At 62.1% G+C, this 22,723-nt stretch carries 18 protein-coding genes; 12 read left to right on the forward strand and 6 right to left on the reverse strand.

From position 1 onward, the window contains the following. The first annotated feature begins 17 nt into the window (after positions 1 to 17). Together plsY and dprA are read left to right on the forward strand one after the other, a co-directional pair. Complete coding sequence (gene plsY / locus F2982_RS01810) at positions 18 to 638, forward strand: glycerol-3-phosphate 1-O-acyltransferase PlsY (protein ID WP_203429059.1); 621 nt, start codon at positions 18 to 20, stop codon at positions 636 to 638. A gap of 1 nt (position 639) precedes the next feature. Then, positions 640 to 1,785 (forward strand): DNA-processing protein DprA, encoded by a 1,146-nt coding sequence (dprA, locus tag F2982_RS01815; RefSeq protein ID WP_203429060.1) that lies wholly within the window; start codon positions 640 to 642, stop codon positions 1,783 to 1,785. A 5-nt stretch (positions 1,786 to 1,790) separates the two neighbouring features. Here dprA and F2982_RS01820 read toward each other — a convergent pair whose 3' ends face one another. Next, entirely contained in the window at positions 1,791 to 1,970 is a 180-nt protein-coding gene (locus tag F2982_RS01820; protein WP_112720450.1) for a hypothetical protein, read from the reverse strand. Between the two features lie 251 nt (positions 1,971 to 2,221). Between F2982_RS01820 and topA the strand changes: the two genes are divergently transcribed. The 5 genes from topA (at position 2,222) to rpmG (ending at position 9,492) form a co-directional block, all read left to right on the forward strand. Continuing rightward, positions 2,222 to 4,918, forward strand: coding sequence for a type I DNA topoisomerase (topA, locus tag F2982_RS01825; RefSeq protein ID WP_203429061.1), 2,697 nt, complete (start codon positions 2,222 to 2,224; stop codon positions 4,916 to 4,918). Positions 4,919 to 4,920: 2 nt separating this feature from the next. Next, complete coding sequence (gene rnr, locus F2982_RS01830) at positions 4,921 to 7,293, forward strand: ribonuclease R (RefSeq protein ID WP_203429062.1); 2,373 nt, start codon at positions 4,921 to 4,923, stop codon at positions 7,291 to 7,293. A 20-nt stretch (positions 7,294 to 7,313) separates the two neighbouring features. After that, positions 7,314 to 7,772 carry a DUF983 domain-containing protein gene (locus F2982_RS01835; RefSeq protein ID WP_203429063.1) on the forward strand — a complete coding sequence of 153 codons (459 nt, stop codon included), beginning with the start codon at positions 7,314 to 7,316 and terminating at the stop codon, positions 7,770 to 7,772. A 274-nt stretch (positions 7,773 to 8,046) separates the two neighbouring features. After that, positions 8,047 to 9,231 carry an MFS transporter gene (locus F2982_RS01840; RefSeq protein ID WP_112720489.1) on the forward strand — a complete coding sequence of 395 codons (1,185 nt, stop codon included), beginning with the start codon at positions 8,047 to 8,049 and terminating at the stop codon, positions 9,229 to 9,231. Positions 9,232 to 9,324: 93 nt separating this feature from the next. Then, positions 9,325 to 9,492: a 50S ribosomal protein L33 gene (rpmG, locus tag F2982_RS01845; protein ID WP_003587245.1), complete on the forward strand. Its 168-nt coding sequence runs from the start codon at positions 9,325 to 9,327 to the stop codon at positions 9,490 to 9,492. Positions 9,493 to 10,252: 760 nt separating this feature from the next. On the opposite strand, the gene F2982_RS01850 is transcribed toward rpmG, so the two are convergent. Beyond that, positions 10,253 to 11,626, reverse strand: a complete 1,374-nt coding sequence (locus F2982_RS01850) for a PleD family two-component system response regulator (RefSeq protein WP_203429064.1) — start codon at positions 11,624 to 11,626, stop codon at positions 10,253 to 10,255. Positions 11,627 to 11,644: 18 nt separating this feature from the next. Further along, positions 11,645 to 12,016 (reverse strand): response regulator, encoded by a 372-nt coding sequence (locus F2982_RS01855; protein WP_003547430.1) that lies wholly within the window; start codon positions 12,014 to 12,016, stop codon positions 11,645 to 11,647. A 135-nt stretch (positions 12,017 to 12,151) separates the two neighbouring features. Here F2982_RS01855 and F2982_RS01860 point away from each other — a divergent pair, with 135 nt between their 5' ends. The 3 genes from F2982_RS01860 (at position 12,152) to F2982_RS01870 (ending at position 14,550) form a co-directional block, all read left to right on the forward strand. Further along, positions 12,152 to 12,460, forward strand: coding sequence for a DUF3572 domain-containing protein (locus F2982_RS01860; RefSeq protein WP_203429065.1), 309 nt, complete (start codon positions 12,152 to 12,154; stop codon positions 12,458 to 12,460). A 5-nt stretch (positions 12,461 to 12,465) separates the two neighbouring features. Beyond that, positions 12,466 to 13,128 (forward strand): hypothetical protein, encoded by a 663-nt coding sequence (locus F2982_RS01865; protein ID WP_203429066.1) that lies wholly within the window; start codon positions 12,466 to 12,468, stop codon positions 13,126 to 13,128. A gap of 126 nt (positions 13,129 to 13,254) precedes the next feature. Then, entirely contained in the window at positions 13,255 to 14,550 is a 1,296-nt protein-coding gene (locus tag F2982_RS01870; RefSeq protein WP_112720457.1) for a DNA polymerase IV, read from the forward strand. Here F2982_RS01870 and F2982_RS01875 read toward each other — a convergent pair. Further along, entirely contained in the window at positions 14,547 to 16,277 is a 1,731-nt protein-coding gene (locus F2982_RS01875) for a GNAT family N-acetyltransferase (protein WP_203429067.1), read from the reverse strand. The genes F2982_RS01870 and F2982_RS01875 overlap by 4 nt on opposite strands. A gap of 174 nt (positions 16,278 to 16,451) precedes the next feature. On the opposite strand from F2982_RS01875, the gene F2982_RS01880 reads away from it, so the two are divergent. Then, a complete protein-coding gene (locus F2982_RS01880; protein WP_203429068.1) occupies positions 16,452 to 17,690 on the forward strand; it encodes a L,D-transpeptidase family protein in 1,239 nt (412 codons plus the stop codon). On the opposite strand, the gene dnaE is transcribed toward F2982_RS01880, so the two are convergent. Next, positions 17,687 to 21,172 (reverse strand): DNA polymerase III subunit alpha, encoded by a 3,486-nt coding sequence (dnaE, locus tag F2982_RS01885; RefSeq protein ID WP_203429069.1) that lies wholly within the window; start codon positions 21,170 to 21,172, stop codon positions 17,687 to 17,689. The two genes, F2982_RS01880 and dnaE, sit on opposite strands and share 4 nt — an antisense overlap. A gap of 397 nt (positions 21,173 to 21,569) precedes the next feature. On the opposite strand from dnaE, the gene F2982_RS01890 reads away from it, so the two are divergent. After that, on the forward strand, positions 21,570 to 22,034 hold the full coding sequence (locus F2982_RS01890; RefSeq protein ID WP_203429070.1) for a DUF5680 domain-containing protein: 465 nt from the start codon (positions 21,570 to 21,572) through the stop codon (positions 22,032 to 22,034). Between the two features lie 3 nt (positions 22,035 to 22,037). On the opposite strand, the gene F2982_RS01895 is transcribed toward F2982_RS01890, so the two are convergent. Continuing rightward, positions 22,038 to 22,721: an ABC transporter ATP-binding protein gene (locus tag F2982_RS01895; RefSeq protein WP_112720490.1), complete on the reverse strand. Its 684-nt coding sequence runs from the start codon at positions 22,719 to 22,721 to the stop codon at positions 22,038 to 22,040. Positions 22,722 to 22,723: the final 2 nt, after the last annotated feature.

Consider the following 22,723-nt stretch of genomic DNA (forward strand, 5'->3'; position numbering starts at 1 on the left):
GGAAAAGGTAGAGGGGCATGATTTCGGAACTCACCAACTGGCAGATCGCCTTGCCGATGGCGCTTGTGGCAGCCGTCGTCGGCTACCTGCTCGGCTCGATCCCCTTCGGTCTGATCCTGACGCGGGCCGCCGGTCTCGGTGACGTCCGCAATATCGGCTCCGGCAATATCGGCGCCACCAACGTGCTGCGCACCGGCAATAAGAAGCTTGCGGCCGCAACGCTGCTGCTCGATGCGCTGAAGGCAACGGTCGCCGCCTGGATCATGGCCTATGTGGCAGGGCCGGAAGCCGGCGCGATTGCAGGTCTCTTTGCCTTCCTCGGCCACCTCTTCCCGGTCTGGCTCGGCTTCAAGGGCGGCAAGGGCGTCGCTACCTATATCGGCACGCTGCTCGGCATCGCGCCGCTTTTCGTCCTCGTCTTCGCGGCCATCTGGCTCGCGATGGCCTTCATCTTCCGTTACTCGTCGCTGGCGGCGCTGACGGCCATGCTTGTCATTCCGGTTGCATTGTGGATATTTGGAGCCGAAAAGGTTGCAGCCGTCATGGCGATCATGTCGGTCATCTCCTATTACAAGCACAAGGCCAACATCTCCCGGCTCCTAAGCGGGACGGAAAGCAAGATCGGGGCGAAGGGATAAGATGAGCGCCGAAAGCGCAAGGCCAAAGGGAATTGCGCTTTCAGACCGGCAACGGATCGCCTGGCTGCGTCTCATCCGCTCCGACAATGTCGGCCCTGCCACCTTCCGCGATCTCATCAATCATTTCGGTTCCGCCGAGGCGGCACTGGCTGCCCTGCCCGAGCTCTCAGCCCGCGGCGGCGCAACGCGCGCCATCAAAATTGCGACCGAACACGAAGCCCATCGCGAGCTTGAGATCGCCCGCCGCTTCGGCGCCCGTTTCATCGGCATCGGCGAACCCGATTACCCCCAGGCCCTGCGCCAGATCGACGGCGCACCGCCGCTGATTGCCGTCAAGGGCGACGTTTCCGTTCTCCATCGCCCGGCCGTCGGCGTCGTCGGCTCCCGCAATGCCTCGATCAGTGGTGCGAAGTTTGCGGCGATGATCGCCAGGGATTGCGGACGGGCCGGATATGCCGTGGTCTCCGGCCTGGCGCGCGGCATCGATACGGCCGCCCATCGCGCCAGCCTCGATACCGGCACCGTCGCCGCGCTCGCAGGCGGTCTCGACCAGCCCTACCCACCCGAGAACGTGCCGTTGCTGGAGGAAATCTGCGAGGGGCGCGGACTGGCGATCAGCGAAATGCCGTTCGGCTGGGAGCCCCGCGCCCGCGATTTCCCGCGCCGCAACCGACTGATCGCCGGCATGTCGCTCGGCGTTGCTGTGGTCGAAGCGGCCACGCGTTCGGGATCGCTGATCACCGCACGTCTTGCCGCCGAATTCGGACGGCTGGTCTTTGCCGTTCCCGGCTCGCCGCTCGATCCGCGCTGCCAGGGCACCAACGGATTATTGAAGGACGGGGCGATGATCATCACCTCGCCCGAGGACGTCATCGAGGCGCTAGCGCCGCTCTCGCAGCTCGACCTGTTTTCGGCACCGGTTGCCGAGGAGCCTGCGGGCAACGGCAGCGATCTCACGCCTCCTGATGATTCCGATCGCGCGCGGATTGCCGATGCGCTCGGGCCGACGCCTGTCGAGGTCGACGACATCATCCGGCATACCGGCCTTCCGGCGGCGTCCGTCTATCTCGTTTTATTGGAGCTGGATATTGCCGGACGGCTGCACCGGCATGCCGGCGGCATGGTCTCCCTTGCGATGGGAGACTGAGTGCACTACATGCGGTTGTGAAGTTCGCCCGCCTCAACATAGGCCATCTCGATCAGATAGCAGAGCATGCTGGCGTCCTCTTTCTCGGCAACCTGACGCAACTCCGCCAGCATCTGCCGGATGAAGGCGATGTTTTCGCGCGAAGCCGATCTGTCGGTTCTCTTGTTGAAACCCTTGGGCGACATGGACAGTCTCTGAATGACGGACGGCTGCTTGGGAGGGGCCTTGACCACACTTCAAAAACGATAACGCAATTATCTTAAATTGCAATACGTTTATAATCCCTCTCAGGTTGTATCGCGTTGCAAAGCGTAAAATTGAAGCAAACCCCTTGACCGAAGCGATTTCCCTGTCCATGTCGGAGAACCGGCAATCTGCAAGCGGCAAGTATTGCGCTCATCCTCCCGCCGGGCGCGGTAGTTTTTAGAGAATCATCATGAATGTAGTCGTGGTAGAATCGCCTGCGAAGGCAAAGACGATCAACAAGTATCTGGGCTCCGGATACAAGGTGCTCGCCTCCTTCGGTCACGTCCGCGACCTGCCTGCAAAGGACGGATCGGTTCTGCCCGATCAGGATTTCGAGATGCTGTGGGAGGTCGATGGGGCCTCGGCCAAGCGCATGAAGGATATTGCCGATGCGGTGAAATCCTCCGACGGCCTGTTCCTGGCGACCGACCCTGATCGCGAAGGCGAAGCGATCTCCTGGCATGTCCTCGACATGCTCAACAAGAAGAAGGTGCTCGGCGGCAAGACCGTCAAGCGCGTCGTCTTCAACGCCATTACCAAGAAGGCCGTTCTCGATGCGATGGCCGAGCCGCGCGATATCGACGTGCCGCTGGTCGACGCCTATCTGGCGCGCCGCGCTCTCGATTATCTCGTCGGCTTCAACCTGTCGCCGGTGCTGTGGCGCAAGCTGCCGGGCGCCCGTTCGGCCGGCCGCGTGCAGTCGGTTGCGCTGCGCCTCGTCTGCGACCGTGAATCCGAGATCGAGCGCTTCATCTCGGAAGAATACTGGAACATCTCGGCGCTCCTGAAGACGCCGCGCGGTGACGAATTCGAAGCCAGGCTGGTGGCTGCCGATGGCAAACGCCTGCAGGCCCGCTCGATCGGCAACGGCGAAGACGCCGGCAGGCTGAAGGCCCTGCTCGACGGCGCCTCCTATGTCGTCGACAGCGTCGAAGCGAAGCCCGTCAAGCGCAACCCGTCACCACCTTTCACAACCTCGACCCTGCAGCAGGCCGCATCCTCGAAGCTCGGCTTCTCGGCATCGCGCACCATGCAGGTGGCGCAGAAGCTTTATGAAGGTGTCGATATCGGCGGCGAGACCGTCGGTCTCATTACCTATATGCGTACCGACGGCGTGCAGATGGCGCCCGAGGCGATCGATGCGGCACGCGCCGCGATCCTCGACCAGTTCGGCGGCCGGTACGTTCCCGACAAGGCCCGCTTCTATTCCACCAAGGCGAAGAACGCCCAGGAAGCCCACGAAGCAATCCGCCCGACCGACTTCAACCGCTCGCCGGATCAGGTGCGCAAGTATCTGGATGCCGATCAGATCCGGCTCTACGACCTGATCTGGAAGCGCGGCATCGCCAGCCAGATGGCGTCGGCCGAAATCGAGCGTACGACCGCCGAGATCACCGCCGAGAACGGCGGCCAAACGGCCGGTCTACGCGCTGTCGGCTCCGTCATCCGTTTCGACGGCTTCATCGCTGCCTATACCGACCAGAAGGAAGACGGCGAGCAGAGCGACGACAACGACGACGAAGATGGCCGCCTGCCGGAGATCAATGCCCGCGAAAACCTCGCGAAGCAGAAGATCAATTCGACGCAGCATTTCACCGAGCCGCCGCCGCGTTATTCGGAAGCCTCGCTGATCAAGAAGATGGAAGAGCTCGGCATCGGCCGTCCGTCCACCTATGCGGCAACGCTCGCCACCCTTCGCGACCGCGAATATGTGACGATCGACAAGCGCAAGCTGATCCCGCATTCCAAGGGCCGGCTGGTGACCGCTTTCCTCGAAAGCTTCTTCACCAAGTATGTCGAATACGACTTCACCGCCGATCTCGAAGAGAAGCTCGACCGCATCTCTGCCGGCGAACTGAACTGGAAGCAGGTTCTGCGCGATTTCTGGCAGGACTTCTTCTCGCAGATCGAGGACACCAAGGAACTGCGCGTTACCAACGTGCTGGACTCGCTGAATGAATCGCTGGCGCCGCTGGTGTTTCCGAAGCGCGAGGACGGCAGCGATCCGCGCATCTGCCAGGTTTGCGGCACGGGCAACCTGTCGCTGAAGCTCGGAAAGTACGGCGCCTTCGTCGGCTGCTCGAACTATCCGGAGTGCAACTATACCCGTCAGCTCTCCTCGGAGAACAATGGCGAGGGCGAAGGCACCGCACTGAACGAACCGAAGAACCTCGGCACCGATCCGACGACGGGCGAAGAGCTGACGCTGCGTTCCGGCCGTTTCGGACCCTACATCCAGCGCGGCGACGGCAAGGATGCCAAGCGCTCCTCTCTGCCGAAGGGCTGGAAGCCTGAGGATATCGATTACGAGAAGGCCATGGCGCTGATCTCGCTGCCGCGCGATATCGGCAAGCATCCCGAGACCGGCAAGATGATCTCTTCCGGCATCGGCCGCTACGGACCGTTCCTGCTGCATGACGGCAGCTACGCCAATCTCGAGACGGTCGAGGACGTGTTCTCGGTCGGCCTCAACCGCGCTGTCACCGTGATCGCCGAGAAGGCGAGCAAGGGGCCGGGCGGGCGTACACGCGGCACACCGGCGGCACTGAAGGAGCTCGGCGATCACCCCGATGGCGGACCGATCACCGTGCGCGACGGCAAATACGGTCCCTACGTCAACTGGGGCAAGGTCAACGCGACGCTGCCGAAGGGCAAGGATCCGCAGGCGATCACCGTCGAGGAAGCCTTGGAGTTGATCACGGCCAAGGCCGGCAAGGCGCCGGCCGCGAAGGGCAAGGCCAAGGCGAAGACGGCCGCCGCCGAAGGCAAGGCGACCAAGACCGCCGCCAAACCGAAGGCTGCTGCGAAGCCCAAGGCCGCGGCAAAGCCGAAGGCTGCCGCCAAGACGACGAAGGCCAAGGCGCCGGCGAAACCGAAAAAGAGCTGAGTGTGAGCAAGATACCGCGCGAGAAGACTAGGGGCACGGGCAAGCGTCCGGGCAAGATCGGCCGCGCGGGCAACGATGCCCCCGCCGAAGAAGCGAAGATCACGCCCGGCGCCATGCCGTCGCGCGAAGTGATCCTGCGCTTCATCGCCGACCATCCGCAGAAGGCATCGAAGCGCGAGATCGCCAAGGCATTCGGCCTGAAGGGCGATACGCGCGTCGAGCTCAAGCATCTGCTGCGCGACCTCGAGCAGGAGGGCATGCTGCAGAAGACGCGCAAATCGCTGATCCGGCCGGGCGCCCTTCCCCCGGTCACCGTGCTCGACATCACCACCCGCGACAAGGACGGCGAGCTGATCGGCCGCCCGGCCGAATGGCCGGAGGATCAGGGCGTGGCACCTGCCGTCGCGATTCGCCAGACTTCACCTGCTGGACGCCAGGGCAAGGGCAAGGCGCCCGTCGCCGGCATGGGCGACCGGGTTCTTGCGAAGATCTTTCCGGCTGCCGACCGAGGCGGCCCCGCCTACACCGCCCGCATCATCAAGGTTCTCGACAAGCGCCGCGGCGCCAGCATGGGCGTGTTCCGCACCGCCCCCGGTGGTGCCGGACGCCTGCTGCCGATCGAACGGCGCGGCGAGGAGATGGTGATCGACCCTGATTATACCGGCGGCGCCAAGGACGGCGACCTGGTCGAGGTCGAAATCGCAAGGCTCGGCCGTTTCGGCCTGCCGCGCGCCAAGGTGCTCTCGGTCGTCGGTTCGGTCGGTTCCGAAAAGGCGATCTCGATGATCGCGATCCATGCCCATGGCATCCCGAATGTCTTCCCGCAGGCTGTCATCGACGAGGCTGAGGCTGCCAAGCCCGCCTCGATGTCGCATCGCGAGGACTGGCGCGACGTGCCGCTGATCACCATCGATCCGGCTGATGCCAAGGACCATGACGACGCCGTCTACGCCGAAGCCGACCCCTCGCCTGACAATGCCGACGGCGTGATCATCACAGTGGCGATCGCCGACGTTTCCTATTACGTCCGGCCGAAATCGCAGCTCGATCGTGAAGCGCTGAAGCGCGGCAACTCGGTCTATTTCCCGGATCGCGTCGTGCCGATGCTGCCGGAGCGGATCTCCAACGACCTCTGCTCGCTGCGCGAAGGCGTCGACCGGCCGGCGCTTGCCGTACGCATGGTGTTCTCCAAGGAAGGCCGCAAGATCGGCCACACCTTCCACCGCATCATGATGAAGAGCGCTGCAAAGCTCTCCTACCAGCAGGCGCAGGCGGCGATCGACGGCAAGCCCGACGACAAGACCGGTCCGATGCTGGAGCCGATCCTGAAGCCGCTGTGGAACGCCTATGCCGTGATGACGCGCGGCCGCGACCGGCGCCAGCCGCTCGAGCTCGACATGCCCGAGCGCAAGATCCTGCTGAAGGGCGACGGCACCGTCGACCGCGTCGTCGTGCCGCCTCGGCTCGATGCCCACAAGCTCATCGAAGAGATGATGATCCAGGCCAACGTCTCGGCTGCCGAGACGCTGGAGAAGAAGCGCCAGGTACTGATCTACCGCGTGCACGACGGCCCGACACTGGCCAAGCAGGAAATCCTGCGCGAGTTCCTGGCGACACTCGGCATCTCGCTTGCCAAGGGCGGCAACATGCGCGCCAACAACTTCAACGGCATCCTGGCGAAAGCCGACGGCACGCCGCATCAGACGATGGTCAACGAGATGGTGCTGCGCTCGCAGAGCCAGGCGATCTACAGTCCCGAGAATATCGGGCATTTCGGCCTCAACCTGATGAAATACGCGCATTTCACCTCGCCGATCCGCCGCTATGCCGACCTGATCGTGCATCGCGCGCTGGTGGGTTCGCTGGGGCTCGGCGAAGGCGGCATCACGCCCGAGGAAGAAGCCTCTCTCGACGATATCGCCGCCGAAATCTCGACCTTCGAGCGACGCGCCATGGCCGCCGAGCGCGAGACCGTCGACCGCCTGATCGCCCATCACCTTGCCGGCCGCGTCGGCGAGGAATTCGAGGGCCGCGTTTCCGGCGTCACGAAGTCGGGACTATTTGTCGCCCTGCCGGAGTATGGAGCAGACGGCTTCATCCCTATATCTACTCTGGGCCAGGACTATTTCATCTATGACGAGGCGCATCAGGCGCTGTCGGGTGAGAAGACTGGGCTCGGATACCGGCTTGGCGACAGCGTGACGGTGAAGCTTGCGGAAGCCATTCCGCTTGCAGGCGCGCTGCGCTTCGAGATGGTCAGCGAAGGCCGCGCCATGCCGACGGCGGTGCGCTCCTTCCACAAGGCCGGCCGCCGCGACAACCGCATGGCCGCCCGCAAGAAGGTCGGCACGAGACCGCCGAGAGGCCGGCGCTAGAAACGCCAGAGGAAAGAGCGATGACGACGCCTGCACAGGAACAGCCGATCCAATATGGCGGAAGCGACGCTTCCGAACGCCCGCTTGGCCGCTCCATCATGCGCGGCATGCTGAACAAGTGCCCGCATTGCGGCAGCGGCAAGCTGTTCCGCGCCTTTCTGAAGCCGGTCGACAATTGCTCGGCCTGCGGCGAAGCGATGCATCATCACCGCTCCGACGACCTGCCGCCCTATCTGACGATCTTCGTGATCGGCCACGTCGTTCTCGGCGGCTACATGCTGACCGATCTCGTCTGGCCGCTGCCGATGTGGCTCACCTTCGCGATCTGGGCGCCGGTGACGCTGCTTTCCGCCCTCCTGATCATCCAGCCGATCAAGGGCGGCGTCATCGGCCTGCAATGGGCGCTGAGGCTGCATGGTTTCGGCGGCCATAGCGACGATCACGACGTCTACGAGATCCCCGGCCGCGACCAGCCGTAAGCGGCATCGCGGCGACCTTCACCGTCCAGACATAATTCGCTTGTATTGGGCAACGCTCACGAACTGTGCGGGCGGCTTTTGCTGCGCGCATATGTTCTCCGGCGAATAAAATGGTGCGCGTTTTCTTGACCGATCTGACGTTCGACTATTCGATCTATTGCATTCTGCGCCGGACTTCCCGTAAAGCTCTGCCCGTCACCTGGTTTTGGCATCTCTGTGCCCTTCTATGTGGCACGAGACGGGCGATTCGTTTCAGTCATTCAAGGATGGATATATGTCTCAGCCGAGAAACGGCACGCCGGGCGATGTTGAAGAAATCCATTGGCCGTCGCTGGTTGCCGCCGTCTCGTCGATCTCTGCTGTCGGCATAGCGATCGGACTCGGACTGCCGCTGCTCTCCATCATTCTCGAGAAGCGCGGCGTTGCCTCCACTCTTATCGGGCTCAACACGGCGATGGCCGGCGTGGCCGCCATGGCTGCGGCGCCTGTGACCACCAAGCTCGCCCATAAATACGGCGTCGCCTCCACCATGCTCTGGGCGGTGGTGATCTCGGCGCTCAGCGCCATCGGCTTCTACTATGCCCAGGAATTCTGGATGTGGTTCCCGCTGCGCTTTGCCTTCCATGGCGCGACGACGACGCTGTTCATCCTCTCCGAGTTCTGGATCAACGCCGCATCGCCGCCGACGAAACGTGGTTTCGTGCTCGGCATCTACGCGACTGTGCTATCGCTGGGGTTTGCCGCCGGGCCCCTGCTCTTCTCGATCCTCGGCAGCGACGGCGTCTTGCCCTTTGCCGTGGGCGCCGTTGCCATCCTGCTTGCCGCCATCCCGATCTTCGTCGCCCGCAACGAGAGCCCGGTGCTCGAAGAGAAGCCGGAGCTGCATTTCATGCGCTACGTCTTCCTAGTGCCGAGCGCGACGGCTGCCGTCTTCATCTTCGGCGCGGTCGAGGCCGGTGGCCTGGCGCTTTTCCCGATCTATGCGACGCGCGCCGCCTTTACCGAATCGCAGGCCGCCCTGCTGCTGACCGTGATGGGAATCGGCAACGTCATCTTCCAGATCCCGGTCGGGCTTCTTTCCGACCGCATGAAGGACAAGCGGCCGTTGCTGGCCGCCATGGCCACAATGGGCCTGATAGGCTCGCTGATGCTGCCACTGCTCGTCCATAGCTGGGCGATGATGGCGGGCGTGCTGCTCTTCTGGGGCGGCTGTGTGGCCGGTCTCTATACAGTTGGTCTCAGCCACCTGGGCTCGCGCCTGACGGGTTCGGACCTAGCGGCCGCCAATGCCGCCTTCGTCTTCTGTTACGCCGTCGGCACGGTTGCCGGTCCACAGGTTATCGGCGCGGCCATCGATGTCGCGGGGAATAACGGTTTTGCCTGGGCAATTGCCGGTTTCTTCGGGATATATGCGGTGCTTTCAAGCATAAGACTGCTTTTCATTAGAAAGCGGGGTTGACTTTTCGGGCGGGATTCGTAGTTTCGCGCCAGAATTTGCCGTGGAGCCCATCCGGCTTGCCACGGCTTTCATTTTATTAAAGGCAGGACGACCATGGCCAAGGCTACCACAATCAAGATCAAGCTGCTGTCGACGGCCGACACCGGTTTCTTCTACGTCACGACGAAGAACAGCCGTACGATGACGGACAAGATGACGAAGACCAAGTACGACCCGATTGCTAAGAAGCATGTCGAGTTCAAGGAAACCAAGATCAAGTAATCCTTGATCCCTGGGTTTTAAAAAGGCGCGCGCCCAACGGCTGCGCGCCTTTTTCGTTTTAAGGTCTCTCATCGCGGGAAATGTTAGCGCAAACAAAAACGCCGCCCTACCGATCTATCGGCAAGGGCGGCGTTTTTACGAAAGGGGGTCGGCCAGCAAGCAACGCGGCACGAGGAACCGCTTAAGGTTGCGAACTAGCCGACCGACCCCACGACCCAGGAGATGCGGCGGACCTGAGCATCATGGGGTATCTCGGCCTCCCGGTTCCGGGAGCGCTTTTCTTATGGCTCGATAATTTGCCCGAAAATGAAAGAAAATCAACAAATTCTTAATGATTAGATTTCTTAGCTTGCTTCTATGGTTAAAAGTCCAATTTTGGGGCAGGCCCGAAAACAACGAATCACGTTTCTTTACTTGATGAAGAAAAACGCGATTGAATATAACCATAAATATACATCAGTACAATTATGGCGATCTTCCGTTACGTCAGGCGGACGCGTTACATCTCGCCGAATAGTAATACCACGATAACTCTATAAATTGCGGCAGCTATGCTTTACACGCGATACTTAGATTGATTCTATTCGTGAAAATGAGCACAAATTACCCTCAAATTGGACGATCGGGCGCGCTCTCCATTTTTGGGGTATTTGGTTGAAAACCGCCCGGCGCTTTGGCGGCTGCATCATTAAAATTTGTTAATCTTTCGCCGCCACCAGTGGAAACTGAGGATAACCTACGCGGCAAAGGCGCTCCGGCGTCAGGCCGCTGCAGCAACGACTCGGTTGCGGCCAGTATTCTTCGCTTCATAAAGCGCGAGATCGGCCTGCTTCATCAGCTGATCGGGCGTCAGTACGCTCGACAGACGAGAGGCGATACCGAAGGACGCGGTGACTTTCAACTCTTCGCCGGTTGACTTCAGCGTGAAGCCGCTGGTCTCGACCGATGCACGCAGGCGCTCGGCAACGGCGGCAGCCACCTCCGGCGAGGTATCGGGCATGATGATGACAAATTCCTCGCCGCCGTAGCGGCAGGCGAGATCGGCGCCGCGCACCGTGGAGCGGATGCGGTTGGCGAATTCCTTGAGCACCTCGTCGCCGGCATCGTGACCGTAGGTGTCGTTCACCTGCTTGAAGCGGTCGATATCGGTGATCAGCACCGAGAGCGGCTTGCCGCGCGCCATCGAGCGGTTGAACAGCACGTTCAGGTGATTATCGAGATAGCGGCGATTGTTGAGGCCGGTCAGCGCATCGGTGACGGCGAGCTCAATCGTCTGCTTGACGCTGGCGCGCAGGCGGTCGTTAAAGCGCTTGCGGCGGATCTGCGTCAGGCTGCGGGCGACCAGCTCGTTCGGGTCCAGCGGGCGGACGATATAATCGTTGACCCCGAGATCGAGCGCCCGGATGACCATCTCGTCATCGCCCTGATCGGTGACGATCAGGATAGGCAGGAAGCGCGTGCGCTCCAGCGAACGGAACTGCGAGCAGAGGCGCAGCGGATCGTAGTCGTCGAAATTGCTATTGACGATGACTAGTTCGAAGGCGTTTTCCGCGGCTTCGAAGAGCGCCGCCTGCGGATCCGAGATTGCCGTAATGTCGGCGATCGGCTTCAGCGTCCTGATGATGCGTTCCTGGGAATTGGCGCGGCCATCGACGAGAAGGACCTGCCCTGCATCCTCGGCGCGCCCCTCGCCTGTCCGCAAGAGATCGTCGATCCCCATGGTCTGCGCCGTCTCGGCGCGGATGCGCAGTTCGTCGCTCAGCGTCTTCAGGCGCAGCAGGCTCTTCACCCGCGAGATCAGCTGCAGGTCGTTGACCGGCTTGGTCAGGAAGTCGTCGGCACCGGCCTTCAGGCCGCGCACGCGGTCGGCCGGCTGATCGAGCGCGGTGACCATGACGACGGGAATATGCGAGGTCTTCTGGTTGGCCTTCAGCCGCTCGCAGACCTCGAAGCCGTTGAGGCCCGGCATCATCACGTCGAGAAGAATGATATCGACCTGATTGCGCTCGCAGATCGCCAGCGCCTCATAGCCGTCGGCAGCCGTCAGGACATCGAAATACTCCGCGACCAGCCGCGCTTCGAGCAGCTTCACGTTTGCCGGAATATCGTCAACAACCAGAATGCGCGCAGTCATAGGCTTCTTTCCGATGCGCTAGGCATCGCCGAGATAGGTCTTGATCGTTTCGATGAATTTCGGGACGGAGATCGGTTTTGAGACATAGGCCTCGCAACCGCCCTGGCGGATACGCTCCTCATCGCCCTTCATCGCAAAGGCGGTGACGGCGATGACGGGAATGACGTGCAGCTCGTCGTCTTCCTTCAGCCACTTGGTCACCTCAAGCCCGGAAACCTCCGGCAGCTGGATGTCCATCAGGATCAGGTCCGGACGATGTTTGCGAGCAAGATCAAGCGCTTCCATGCCATTTCGGGTCTGGATCGTGGTATATCCGGATGCCTCGATCAGGTCGCGAAAGAGCTTCATGTTGAGCTCGTTATCTTCTACAATCATCACCTGTTTGGGCATGGCAAGCTCGTTCCTATGTTCCGTCCCTGCAAATGTCCGCCTGACGTGAAGCGACATGCGAACGCGCGGCTCGACGAAACCGATAGCGGCAAGCTACCGGTATTTGGTTGAAAAAAAGGTAACTTACCCAGCGAAATGCAAAGCAACTTCAAGACTTCGAAACAACTCGCCAGAGATCCGCATGAAACGGCGATTGCCGTACTTGGCTGGCTCGCCAACGAACCCGACATGTTCTCGCGATTCCTGGCGCTGACAGGCGTCGAGCCGGGGCAGGTGCGCAACGCCATCAACGATCCGGGCTTCCTCTCGGGCATGCTCGATTTCGTCATGCAGCACGAGCCGACAGCCATGGCATTCTGCCAAGCCACAGAGACACCGCCGGAAGCGCTGACGGCTGCCTGGCAGCACTTCTCGTCGCCAGGCCTCGATTCCGGGCAGTATTGAAACCAATGCTGATCAACGGTCTCGACACATCCCATGTACGCCTCGGCGACAGGCCGCTGATCGTCTGCGATGTCGACGACGTCGTCTTGCAGTTCATCGTGCCGTTCGAGCGCTTTCTTGTCAGCGAAGGCTACCGGCTGGTGCCGCGCTCCTTCAAGCTGCATGGGAATATCGAGACGGCGGATGGCGCGCCAGCCGATGACGTGACAGTCAGCCGCTTGATCGAGACCTTTTTCGAGCGGCAGGAAGACTGGCAGGCGCCGCTGGCGCTTGCGGGGGAGAGCCTCGCCGCGCTGTCTGCGACAGCCGATATCGTTCTGCTCACGGCCATGCCACCCGTCTACCGCGACCAGCGCCGCCGGCTGCTCGACCGGTTCGAGCTCGACTATCCGTTGCTCGCCTCGCTGCAGCCGAAGGGGCCGATCGTCAAGGCCCTGCATGGCGCCCGCGACCTGCCCGTCGTCTTCATCGACGATATGGTGCGCAACCTGCATTCCGTGCACGAGCATGTCGATAGCTGCCTGCTGCTGCATCTGATGCCTGTATCGGAGATTCATCGCTTCGCGCCCTCCGCCATGGATGGCATTGCCAAGGTTGCGGGATGGGAAGAGGCCGCCGCCCATATCGGCGAACATCTGTCGTTGCCGCCGGCGTCTGCCCGCGGCTGACTGTCTACCCCCATCGATGAAACGGCCTCAAAATGCCGTCTGATATCCAACGCCTGGCTGCTCCTCTTGTCTTGAGACTCGAAAGCTTAGAGCGTAAAGTCGCCATGTTCAACATTTGTTCCAGCGATGACTCACCCTGCGCCTGACAAGACACACGGCTTCTGTCGCGACTGCCTTGCCGAGCAGAAGGGCGAAGCGCGCCGTTGCACGGCCTGCGGCAGCCCGCGCGTCGTGCGACACAAGGAGCTCTACGGACTGACGCTGGCGCATATCGACTGCGACGCCTTCTATGCGGCTGTCGAGAAACGCGACAATCCGGAGCTCGCGGACAAGCCCGTCATCATCGGCGGCGGCAAGCGCGGTGTCGTCTCCACCGCCTGCTATATCGCCCGTATCCATGGGGTGCGTTCGGCCATGCCGATGTTCAAGGCGCTGGAGGCCTGCCCGCAGGCGGTCGTCATCCGGCCTGACATGGAGAAATACGGCAGGGTCGGCCGCGAGGTTCGCAGCATGATGCAGGAGCTGACGCCGCTGGTGCAGCCGCTGTCGATCGACGAGGCCTTCCTGGAGCTTGGCGGCACTGAGCGCCTGCACCACGATCCCCCTGCCCGCACGCTGGCGAAATTCGCCCGGCGGGTCGAAAAGGAGGTCGGCATCACCGTTTCCGTTGGCCTCTCCTATTGCAAATTCCTGGCGAAGGTCGCATCCGATCTGCAGAAGCCGCGGGGGTTTTCGGTGATCGGCCGCGAGGAAGCGGTCGAATTTCTGGCGCCTCGCCCCGTCACCACGATCTGGGGCGTCGGCAAGGCATTTGCCGCCACGCTTGAATCCGACGGCATCCGCACGATCGGACAGCTGCAGCAGATGGAAGAGACCGACCTGATGCGCCGCTACGGCAGCATGGGCCAGCGCCTCGCCCGTCTCTCGCGCGGCATCGACGACCGCGAGGTGCATCTGAACGAGGCGGCAAAGAGCGTCTCGGCGGAGACGACATTCTTCGAGGATATCTCGCGGCACGACGACCTGGTGCCGATCCTGCGCAATCTCTCCGAGAAGGTCTCCTGGCGGTTGAAGAAGGATGACATCGCCGGGCATACCGTGGTGCTGAAGATGAAGACCGCGGACTTCAAGCTCCGGACGCGCAACCGGCGGCTCGAAGACCCGACCCAGCTTGCCGACCGAATATTTCGCACCGGCATCGAGCTTCTGGAGAAGGAGACCGACGGCACGAAATTCCGCCTGATCGGCATCGGCGTCAGCGATCTCTGCGATCCCGGCCGCGCCGATCCGCCCGATCTGATCGACCAGCAGTCGACACGGCGGGCGGCGGCGGAAGCGGCGATGGACAAGCTGCGCGACAAGTTCGGCAAGGGCACGGTCGAGACCGGCTATACATTCGGCGGCGGCAAGCGCGAGCGCTAGACCGGTTCGACCGCGTGCAGTTCGGCGAGAACGGCTGCCTTGTTCAATGCCGCCTGCGCGTAATCCGGTACCTTTTCAAGGGCATGCGAATAGCTCTCGACGGCTTCGTCGAGACGGCCCATGCGGCGCAGGACATTGCCGCGATTGTTGAAGGCCGTGGCATAGCCGGGCGACAGGGCGATCGCCCGGTCATAGCTCGCCAGCGCCGCCTCATCGCGCTTCAGGGCCGCCAGGATGTTGCCGCAAGTGCAATGGGCGGCGGCATCCTCCGGCCGCAGTGCCAGGGCCTCTGTGACCTTGCTCTGCGCGGCATCAAATTTGCCCTGCTGCAACAGAACCAGCGCCAGCTGATGATGGGCGGCGAAGTGAGTAGGCTCAGCCTCGATGACGCGGCGATAGCCTGACGCGGCCCGATCGAGCGCGCCCTGGCGGTGATCGTTGACCGCGGTCTGCATCAATGTGTCGAGCTCGCCCGCATTGGCCGGCCGGCGGCGGGCGGTTTCGAGGTTGGCCCAGAGGGCGCGGCCGCGCGCATGATCCGGATCAGCCGCAAGGATCTGCCGGCAGCAGAGCGCGGCATTTTCCAGATCGCCCTTCGCCGCCATATGCGAGGCACGGGTGCAGACGGCATCCAGCGATCGCGGATCGAGGCGATCGCCGATATTGCGCTCCGAGACCGTCATCACCCGGCGGCGCTCCACCTGGTGCTGTTCGGCGCCGAAGGTGAACTTGTAGGCGTAATCGCCGGTGCCGAAGTCATAGACACGAAAGCCGTTCTCGATCGCCCAGCGCAGGCAATAGCAATGCAGCGCGAAGCCCGGACTGTGAGACTGCGCCTCGCTATCCCGCCCGCCGATAAAGCAGTGCATCGTCTTCTTCTTATGGTCGAGATAGAGGATCTGCGCGGCAACCGCCCTGTCCTCCTCCCAGAGTACCGGCACGAAAAGCGATCCGTCATCGAGGGAACCGCGCAGCATCTTGCGGCAACCATCGATTATCCCCGCCGCATATTCCGGCTGGCGCGCACCCCATTGCGCATTCCACATGGCGTAGAAGGTTTCGAGGTTCTGCTCGAATGTCTCTGATGTCGTGTGGGTGATGTGCATCCCGTGCTTGCCGTTCGCAAGGTCGCGCAGCGCCCATCGCGCGTTGCGGCGCGTCTTGGGGCTGAGACGGGTGCTGAGGAAGGTCTCGAAATCATCCTCCAGCGGAATATAGACATAGGCGTCGTGATCGATGTCTTCGCCGGCATCGGTGATATGGCTGGCGCGGACCACCTTTGCCGGGACGAAATCGGCGCGCGGAAAGCTGCCGATCAGCGCCTGCAGGCGCTCGTCCGAGAGATAGATTTCATCGAGATTGAAGCGGCGCCAGTTGAAGGTCTGCAGGCTGGCGGCGAAAGCGGCCATCGCATCGTCCATCTGCTCCGGCAGCGAGAGGATGCCGCTATAGACCGAGAACGGCATGCCGGCCATGTGAATGGCATTGTAGAAGCCGTGGCCGGGCTCGAAATCGAGGCGGATCTGCAGCGGCAGGAAGGCGACATAGGCCGTGCCCTCGGCAGGTCTCGCCGCCAGAACATGCCAGTTGCCGCGCGTTTCCAGATAGCGCCGCATCCAGTTCCAGGACATGAAATAATGCGATTCCGGATCGGCATCGTAGACCGCTTCCCAATCCGGGCGCAGTCTGTCGAGCTCGTCGAACGCGGATACAATATCGACGTACATGGCGGGTCTCCCAACCGCTTAGTCCCGGCAGATTTGCATATATTCGATCACCCTACAATAAGCGGCCGCTTGATCACTAATGCGTGAGACGCGAAGCCGGGTGGCGCGGGTCAAGCCTTCCTTAAACTTCGTTGAATATTGTCCCAGCCAAGTATTGCGTATTGGTTGGGTAACATGTTCTCGCGTATTGTTTTCGGCCTCGGCTTGCTGTCGGCGACCGCCTTGGTGAACCCTGCTCTTGCGGCAGACGCCCGGACGCTGCAAATCATCGTCTCCAAGGACAAGCAGTCGCTTGCCGTCTATGACGGCACGGAGGTCGTGGCGACCTCGAAAGTCTCGACCGGCAAGCCCGGCCATACGACGCCGAGCGGCATCTTCTCGGTGCTCGAGAAGAAGAAATATCACGAATCCAATCTCTATTCGGCTGCACCCATGCCCTGGATGCAGCGGCTGACATGGTCCGGTATTGCGCTGCACGAGTCGAATTCCGTGCCGCGCTATCCGGCCTCGCATGGCTGTGTGCGCATGCCCGCCGCCTTCGCCAAGGAACTTTACAAGATGACGGACCTCAGCGTTCCCGTCATCATCAGTAATGCGGCCGTGGCGCCCGAACCGATCAACCATCCGGCGCTGTTCCGCCCGAATGCGCCGGAACCGGCGCTCCTGCTTTCCGACGTGCAGCTGCGCCCGGCAATCGGCAGCAGCGATGGCGAGCCGGTGCAGCTGGCGATGAATACGGTCTCGGCCTCGCTGATCCCGCCTGTCGCAGCGGCGCCCGAAAATGTCGAGCCGATCCGCATCCTGATCACCCGGCGCGCCCAGCGCGAGGCGGTCATCGACATCCAGACCTACCTCAATCAGCTGGGCTTCAACGCCGGCAATCCCGATGGCCTGCTCGGCCCCTCGACGGTGCAGGCGATCAACGCTTTCAAGGCATTGCGCCCCGCGCAGTTCAAGGGCGACCGTACGCTGACCAGCGATACTCTCCTAAGGGAAGTTTACGCCGCTGTCGGCAAGGGCGAGCCGCCGAACGGCGTGCTGATGATCCGCCAGGATTTCAAGCCGCTGTTCGAGGCGCCTGTGATCATCGACAATCCGCAGCTGGCGCTCGGCACGCACTTCTTCACGCTGCATAAGGTGGATCAGGAGAACGGCACGGCCGACTGGCTGGGCCTGACGCTCGACAACAATCTGCCTTCGCAGACGATGAAGCGGCTCGGCATCAAGACGCAGGAGGGCTCGATCATCATGGGCAGCCCGATCAGCAACGCGCTGTCACGCATCCAGATCCCGGACGAGACGCGCAAGCGCGTCGACGCGCTGCTTGCCGCCGGTTCGACGATGACGATATCCGATACCGGCATCGGCCCGGAGACCGGCGCCGGCACCGATTTCATCACCGTGACGCGTTAGACGAGCTCGACATCGATAATCCCGGGCGCGGCGCGCAATGCAGCCGCGATCTCCGGCGTGATCCGGTATTTCTGCGGCAGCGCCACCTCGACCTCGCGCTTGCCATCTTCCTTGATGACGATGAAGGACACGAGGCCGTCGCCCTTGGCATTCAGGTGCGCAGCGACCGCCTTCAGCGGACCGGAATCACGGACATAGACGCGCAGTGCCTTCTGCATCTGCAGCGATTTCTCTTCCAGCGACTGGACGGTCTGCAGGCGCAGGCTGACGCCTTCCGGGCGCTCTTCACCGGTTGCCGTGATCACGAAGGATTTTCCGGGCTCCAGGATATCGCGATACTGGTTCAGCATCTCGGAGAACAGCACGGATTCGAACTGGCCAGACGAATCCGAGAAGACGATGATGCCCATCTTGTTGCCGGTCTTCGTCTTGCGCTCCTGCTTGGAGATGACTGTGCCGGCGAGACGCCCGTTGGCGGCACCCTGCTTCACCGCCGCCGAGAAATCCGCGAAGGTCTGGACGCGCATCTTCTGCAGCAGGCTGTTGTAGGTGTCGAGCGGATGAGCCGTCAGGTAGAAGCCGAGAACCTGGAATTCCTTGAGCAGGCGCTCCGAGGCAAGCCAGGGCGAGAATGGCGGCAGCGCGATCTTCTCGGGGCCTGACGACAGAGCGCCGCCGAAGATGTCCGACTGGCCGCTCAGCTTGTTTTCCTGGGCGCGCTGCGCATAGCCGAGAACGCGGTCGAGACCGGCCGAAAGCTGGGCACGATCGATATTGAAGCAATCGAAGGCACCGGCATAGATCAGGCTTTCCAGCACGCGGCGGTTCACCTGGCGCGGATCGATGCGCAGGCAGAAATCCTCGATGCTGGCGAAGGGCTTGTCGCCGCGGACCTGAACGATGTGCTCGACGGCGTTTTCGCCGACGCCCTTGATCGCCGCCAGCGCGTAGTAGATCCGCTGGTCGCCGGTTTCGAAATGGCGGAAGGAGGTCTGCACCGAGGGCGCGATGACCTCGATGCCGAGACGCTTGGAATCCTGGCGGAAGTCGTTGACCTTGTCGGTGTTCGACATGTCGAGCGTCATCGAGGCGGCCAGGAACTCGACCGGATAATGCGCCTTCATATAGGCCGTCTGATAGGAGACGATCGCGTAGGCGGCGGCGTGCGACTTGTTGAAGCCGTAGTTGGCGAACTTCGCCAGCAGTTCGAAGATGTTATCGGCCTGCGGCTTCGATACGCCGTTCTTGACGGCGCCGTCGACGAAGCGCTCGCGCTGCTGGTCCATTTCGGCCTTGATCTTCTTACCCATGGCGCGGCGCAGAAGGTCGGCCTCGCCGAGCGAATAGCCCGACAGAACCTGAGCGATCTGCATGACCTGCTCCTGGTAGACGATAACCCCCTGCGTCTCCTTCAGCAGGTAGTCGATGGTCGGATGGATAGACTCGACCTCTTCCTCCCCATGCTTGCGGGCATTATAGGTCGGGATGTTTTCCATCGGTCCCGGACGGTACAGCGCCACCAGAGCGATGATGTCCTCGATGCAGTCGGGCTTCATGCCGATCAGCGCCTTGCGCATGCCGGCACTTTCCACCTGGAACACACCGACCGTTTCGCCGCGCGACAGCATCTCGTAGGTCAGCTTGTCGTCGAGCGGGATGGAGGCGAGATCGACCTCGATGCCCCGCTTCTTGCAGAAATCGACGGCGACCTTCAGGACGGTCAGCGTCTTCAGGCCGAGGAAGTCGAACTTCACGAGGCCGGCCTGTTCGACCCATTTCATGTTGAACTGGGTGACCGGCATATCGGAACGCGGGTCCCGATACATCGGCACCAGCTTCGACAGCGGGCGGTCGCCGATGACGATACCGGCGGCGTGCGTGGAGGCGTGGCGGTAGAGACCCTCGATCTTCTGGGCGATATCAAGGAGACGAGCGACAACCGGCTCCTTGTCGGCCTCTTCCTGGAACTTCGGATCTTCCTCGATCGCCTTGTGCAGAGGCGTCGGATTGGCCGGGTTGTTGGGCACCATCTTGCAGATCTTGTCGACCTGGCCATAGGGCATTTCGAGCACGCGGCCGACGTCGCGCAGGGCGGCGCGGGCCTGCAGCGAACCGAAAGTGATGATCTGCGCCACCTGCTCGCGACCGTATTTCTTCTGCACGTAACGGATCACCTCTTCGCGGCGATCCTGGCAGAAGTCGATATCGAAGTCCGGCATCGAGACGCGTTCCGGATTGAGGAAGCGTTCGAAGAGCAGCGAGAAGCGCAGGGGATCGACGTCGGTGATGGTCAGCGCATAGGCGACCAGCGAACCCGCACCCGAACCACGGCCCGGGCCGACGGGAATGTCATGCTGCTTGGCCCATTTGATGAAGTCCGCAACGATCAGGAAGTAGCCGGGGAACTTCATGCGCTCGATGACGCTGAGCTCGAATTCCAGCCGCTCGCGGTAATCCTTCTCTTCGTAGCCTGCCGACATGCCGAGCGTCGCGAGGCGCATATCGAGCCCCTCCTCCGCCTGGCGGCGAAGCTCCAGCGCCTCGGCGCGCTCGGCTTCCTCGGGATCGGCGGTGGCGCCGGTGAAGCGCGGCAGGATCGGCTTGCGGGTCTTCAGGACGAAGGAGCAGCGCCGGGCAATCTCGATCGTGTTCTCAAGCGCCTCCGGCAAATCGGCAAAGAGCTTCGCCATCTCGGCGCGGCTCTTCAGGTAATGGTCCGGCGTCAGGCGGAAGCGGCTGTCGTCGGAAACGATGGCGTTATGGGCAACCGCCATCAGCGCGTCATGCGCGTCGTAGTCGTCGCGCGTCGGGAAGAAGGCCTCGTTGGTGGCGACCAGCGGCAGGTCGTGCTCGTAGGCGAGACCGATGATCTTCTGCTCATGGCGCTTGTCGTAAGTGCCGTGGCGCTGCAGCTCGACATAGAGCCGGTCACCGAACAGTGACTTCAGCGTCAGCAGCCGCGATACGGCCGGCGCCAGGTGCCCCTGCTTGAGGGCCATATCGACCGGGCCGCTGAGCGAACCCGTCAGCGCGATCAGGCCTTCTGTGCCCGCCTCTTCCAGCCAGGACGAGCGAATGTGGATCGCCTGCCCGTCCTCGCCACCGAGATAGGCGCGGCTGACGAGATCGACGAGACGCTCGTAGCCATCATCGCTGGCGGCAAGGACGACGATCGACGGGAGCTTACCCATCATCTGCTGGCCGCCGCGCTTCTCGATTTCCAGGCCGTCTTCCATGTCGATCGACAGCTGGCAGCCGATGATCGGCTGAAGGCCCTCGTCCATGGCTTTTTGCGAGAATTCAAGCGCGACGAACAGGTTGTTCGTATCGGTGATGGCGATCGCCGGCTGGCTATCGCCCGCAGCCTTGTAAAGAACCTTTTTCAGCGGCAGCGCGCCCTCGAGCAGTGAATAGGCCGAGTGCACGCGCAGATGAACGAAGCCCGGCGTCCCGCCGATAAATCCGCTCTCTGCTTCCGCCATGACACGTCCCTTCAATCGCCCGTATGAATCGGCGCCATTGTCGGTCGTGGCCGTGGAGATGTCCAGAAGAAGACCCCGTCTTGAACCGCATGGCAGCCATGCGGTCCCCTGAAAAATTACATTGCCATCAGGATCAGCGAGAAGCTGGCAACGAACATTGCGATGGAGGTGAATGCTGCGACGTCACGGATCATGTCAGTCATTTGGCTCTCCTTTACTCGTTATGTTTTTAGTTTGTTCCACTCTTGTTCTTTCGTCAACAGGAATCTTTTCCGTTTGGTTAACGTGCGTCCGGGGGCGTTCGCCCACATCTCCCTGCCGGCGGCAACCGTTATGTTCTGCATTTGTTCTTTACAGAAGGCCACGCGTCTGCGACAACGCTCGCAGGAGGCGCGCCATGTATCTCACCTTGCTCAATGACTTCATCGTCGAGGCGAAATCGAGGACTTACGTGGGTGGCGGCAGTCCCCGCCCATCCTGCCGTCCGGGGTCGCATGACATCGGCTACGAGCGTGGCGAATGGCGCTATCTCGACAGCTATTTCGGCGGAACGGATTTTTGCGGCCAGGAGACGGTCTGGCTGAATGGCGAGCCCATCTGGGCGATGAACTATTTCGGCCACATCATCGAGCCCGGGCTGATCGACGGCAGCCGCGCCGGCGCCGTCATCAAGGCGGCCCTGTCGTCGATGTATTCCGAAAAGAAGCGATTCCTCGGCGGCATGGAATTCGACCACGCCTTCGGCTTCTATATCGACAACAGCGAGGGCGACTGCGCACATTTCCGTGGCATGGAAATGATCATCGTCGAGGAAAGGCGCGCCTATGAACTCGACTACCGCGGCGGCCTGATCCGGCTCTGAGGCTCAGAAGTCGACGACCTTGCCGTCGCTGATCGTCACCCGGCGGTCCATGCGGCTGGCAAGCTCGTGATTATGCGTGGCGATCAGGGCCGCCAAACCGGACTGGCGCACCAGCGCCTCCAGGGCGTCGAAGACGTAGTTGGCGGTTTCCGGATCGAGATTGCCGGTCGGCTCGTCGGCGAGCAGCAGGCTCGGCGCATTGGCAACGGCGCGGGCGATCGCCACGCGCTGTTGCTCGCCGCCGGAGAGCTCGCCCGGGCGATGGGCACCGCGATGGCCGATGCGCATGTAGTCGAGCAGCTGCTTGGCACGCTCGGCAGCTTCCTTGCGCGGCAGGCCCGAGATCATCTGCGGCATCATGATGTTTTCCTGGGCCGAGAACTCGGGCAGCAGATGATGGAACTGGTAGACGAAGCCGATCTCGCTGCGGCGGATCGCCGTGCGCTTATCGTCGGACAGTCCGTTGCAGGCATGGCCGTTGATGCTGACCTCACCGTCATCAGGATGTTCCAGGAGACCCGCCAGATGGAGCAGCGTCGACTTGCCGGTGCCCGAGGGCGCAACCAGAGCGACGATCTCGCCGCTATGCAGCGTGAAGTCGGCCCCCTTCAGGATGGAGAGCACCGTATCGCCCTGCCCGTAGTGACGCTCGACGCCGGAAAGCTTGAGAACGACATTGCGTTTCATGG

It is taken from the genome of Rhizobium sp. BG4 (assembly GCF_016864575.1).
Lineage (GTDB): Bacteria > Pseudomonadota > Alphaproteobacteria > Rhizobiales > Rhizobiaceae > Rhizobium.

What these genes read in the sequence shown, in the direction of transcription:
- F2982_RS01835 (WP_203429063.1), top strand. Translation starts at nt 7,314, where the DNA reads ATGACGACGCCTGCACAGGAACAGCCGATCCAATATGGCGGAAGCGAC.
- topA (WP_203429061.1), top strand. Translation starts at nt 2,222, where the DNA reads ATGAATGTAGTCGTGGTAGAATCGCCTGCGAAGGCAAAGACGATCAAC.
- F2982_RS01875 (WP_203429067.1), bottom strand. Translation starts at nt 16,277, where the DNA reads ATGTACGTCGATATTGTATCCGCGTTCGACGAGCTCGACAGACTGCGC.
- F2982_RS01855 (WP_003547430.1), bottom strand. Translation starts at nt 12,016, where the DNA reads ATGCCCAAACAGGTGATGATTGTAGAAGATAACGAGCTCAACATGAAG.
- F2982_RS01890 (WP_203429070.1), top strand. Translation starts at nt 21,570, where the DNA reads ATGTATCTCACCTTGCTCAATGACTTCATCGTCGAGGCGAAATCGAGG.
- F2982_RS01820 (WP_112720450.1), bottom strand. Translation starts at nt 1,970, where the DNA reads ATGTCGCCCAAGGGTTTCAACAAGAGAACCGACAGATCGGCTTCGCGC.
- F2982_RS01870 (WP_112720457.1), top strand. Translation starts at nt 13,255, where the DNA reads ATGACTCACCCTGCGCCTGACAAGACACACGGCTTCTGTCGCGACTGC.
- F2982_RS01865 (WP_203429066.1), top strand. Translation starts at nt 12,466, where the DNA reads ATGCTGATCAACGGTCTCGACACATCCCATGTACGCCTCGGCGACAGG.
- F2982_RS01880 (WP_203429068.1), top strand. Translation starts at nt 16,452, where the DNA reads ATGTTCTCGCGTATTGTTTTCGGCCTCGGCTTGCTGTCGGCGACCGCC.
- rpmG (WP_003587245.1), top strand. Translation starts at nt 9,325, where the DNA reads ATGGCCAAGGCTACCACAATCAAGATCAAGCTGCTGTCGACGGCCGAC.
- F2982_RS01895 (WP_112720490.1), bottom strand. Translation starts at nt 22,721, where the DNA reads ATGAAACGCAATGTCGTTCTCAAGCTTTCCGGCGTCGAGCGTCACTAC.
- plsY (WP_203429059.1), top strand. Translation starts at nt 18, where the DNA reads ATGATTTCGGAACTCACCAACTGGCAGATCGCCTTGCCGATGGCGCTT.
- dnaE (WP_203429069.1), bottom strand. Translation starts at nt 21,172, where the DNA reads ATGGCGGAAGCAGAGAGCGGATTTATCGGCGGGACGCCGGGCTTCGTT.
- F2982_RS01860 (WP_203429065.1), top strand. Translation starts at nt 12,152, where the DNA reads ATGCAAAGCAACTTCAAGACTTCGAAACAACTCGCCAGAGATCCGCAT.
- dprA (WP_203429060.1), top strand. Translation starts at nt 640, where the DNA reads ATGAGCGCCGAAAGCGCAAGGCCAAAGGGAATTGCGCTTTCAGACCGG.
- F2982_RS01850 (WP_203429064.1), bottom strand. Translation starts at nt 11,626, where the DNA reads ATGACTGCGCGCATTCTGGTTGTTGACGATATTCCGGCAAACGTGAAG.
- F2982_RS01840 (WP_112720489.1), top strand. Translation starts at nt 8,047, where the DNA reads ATGTCTCAGCCGAGAAACGGCACGCCGGGCGATGTTGAAGAAATCCAT.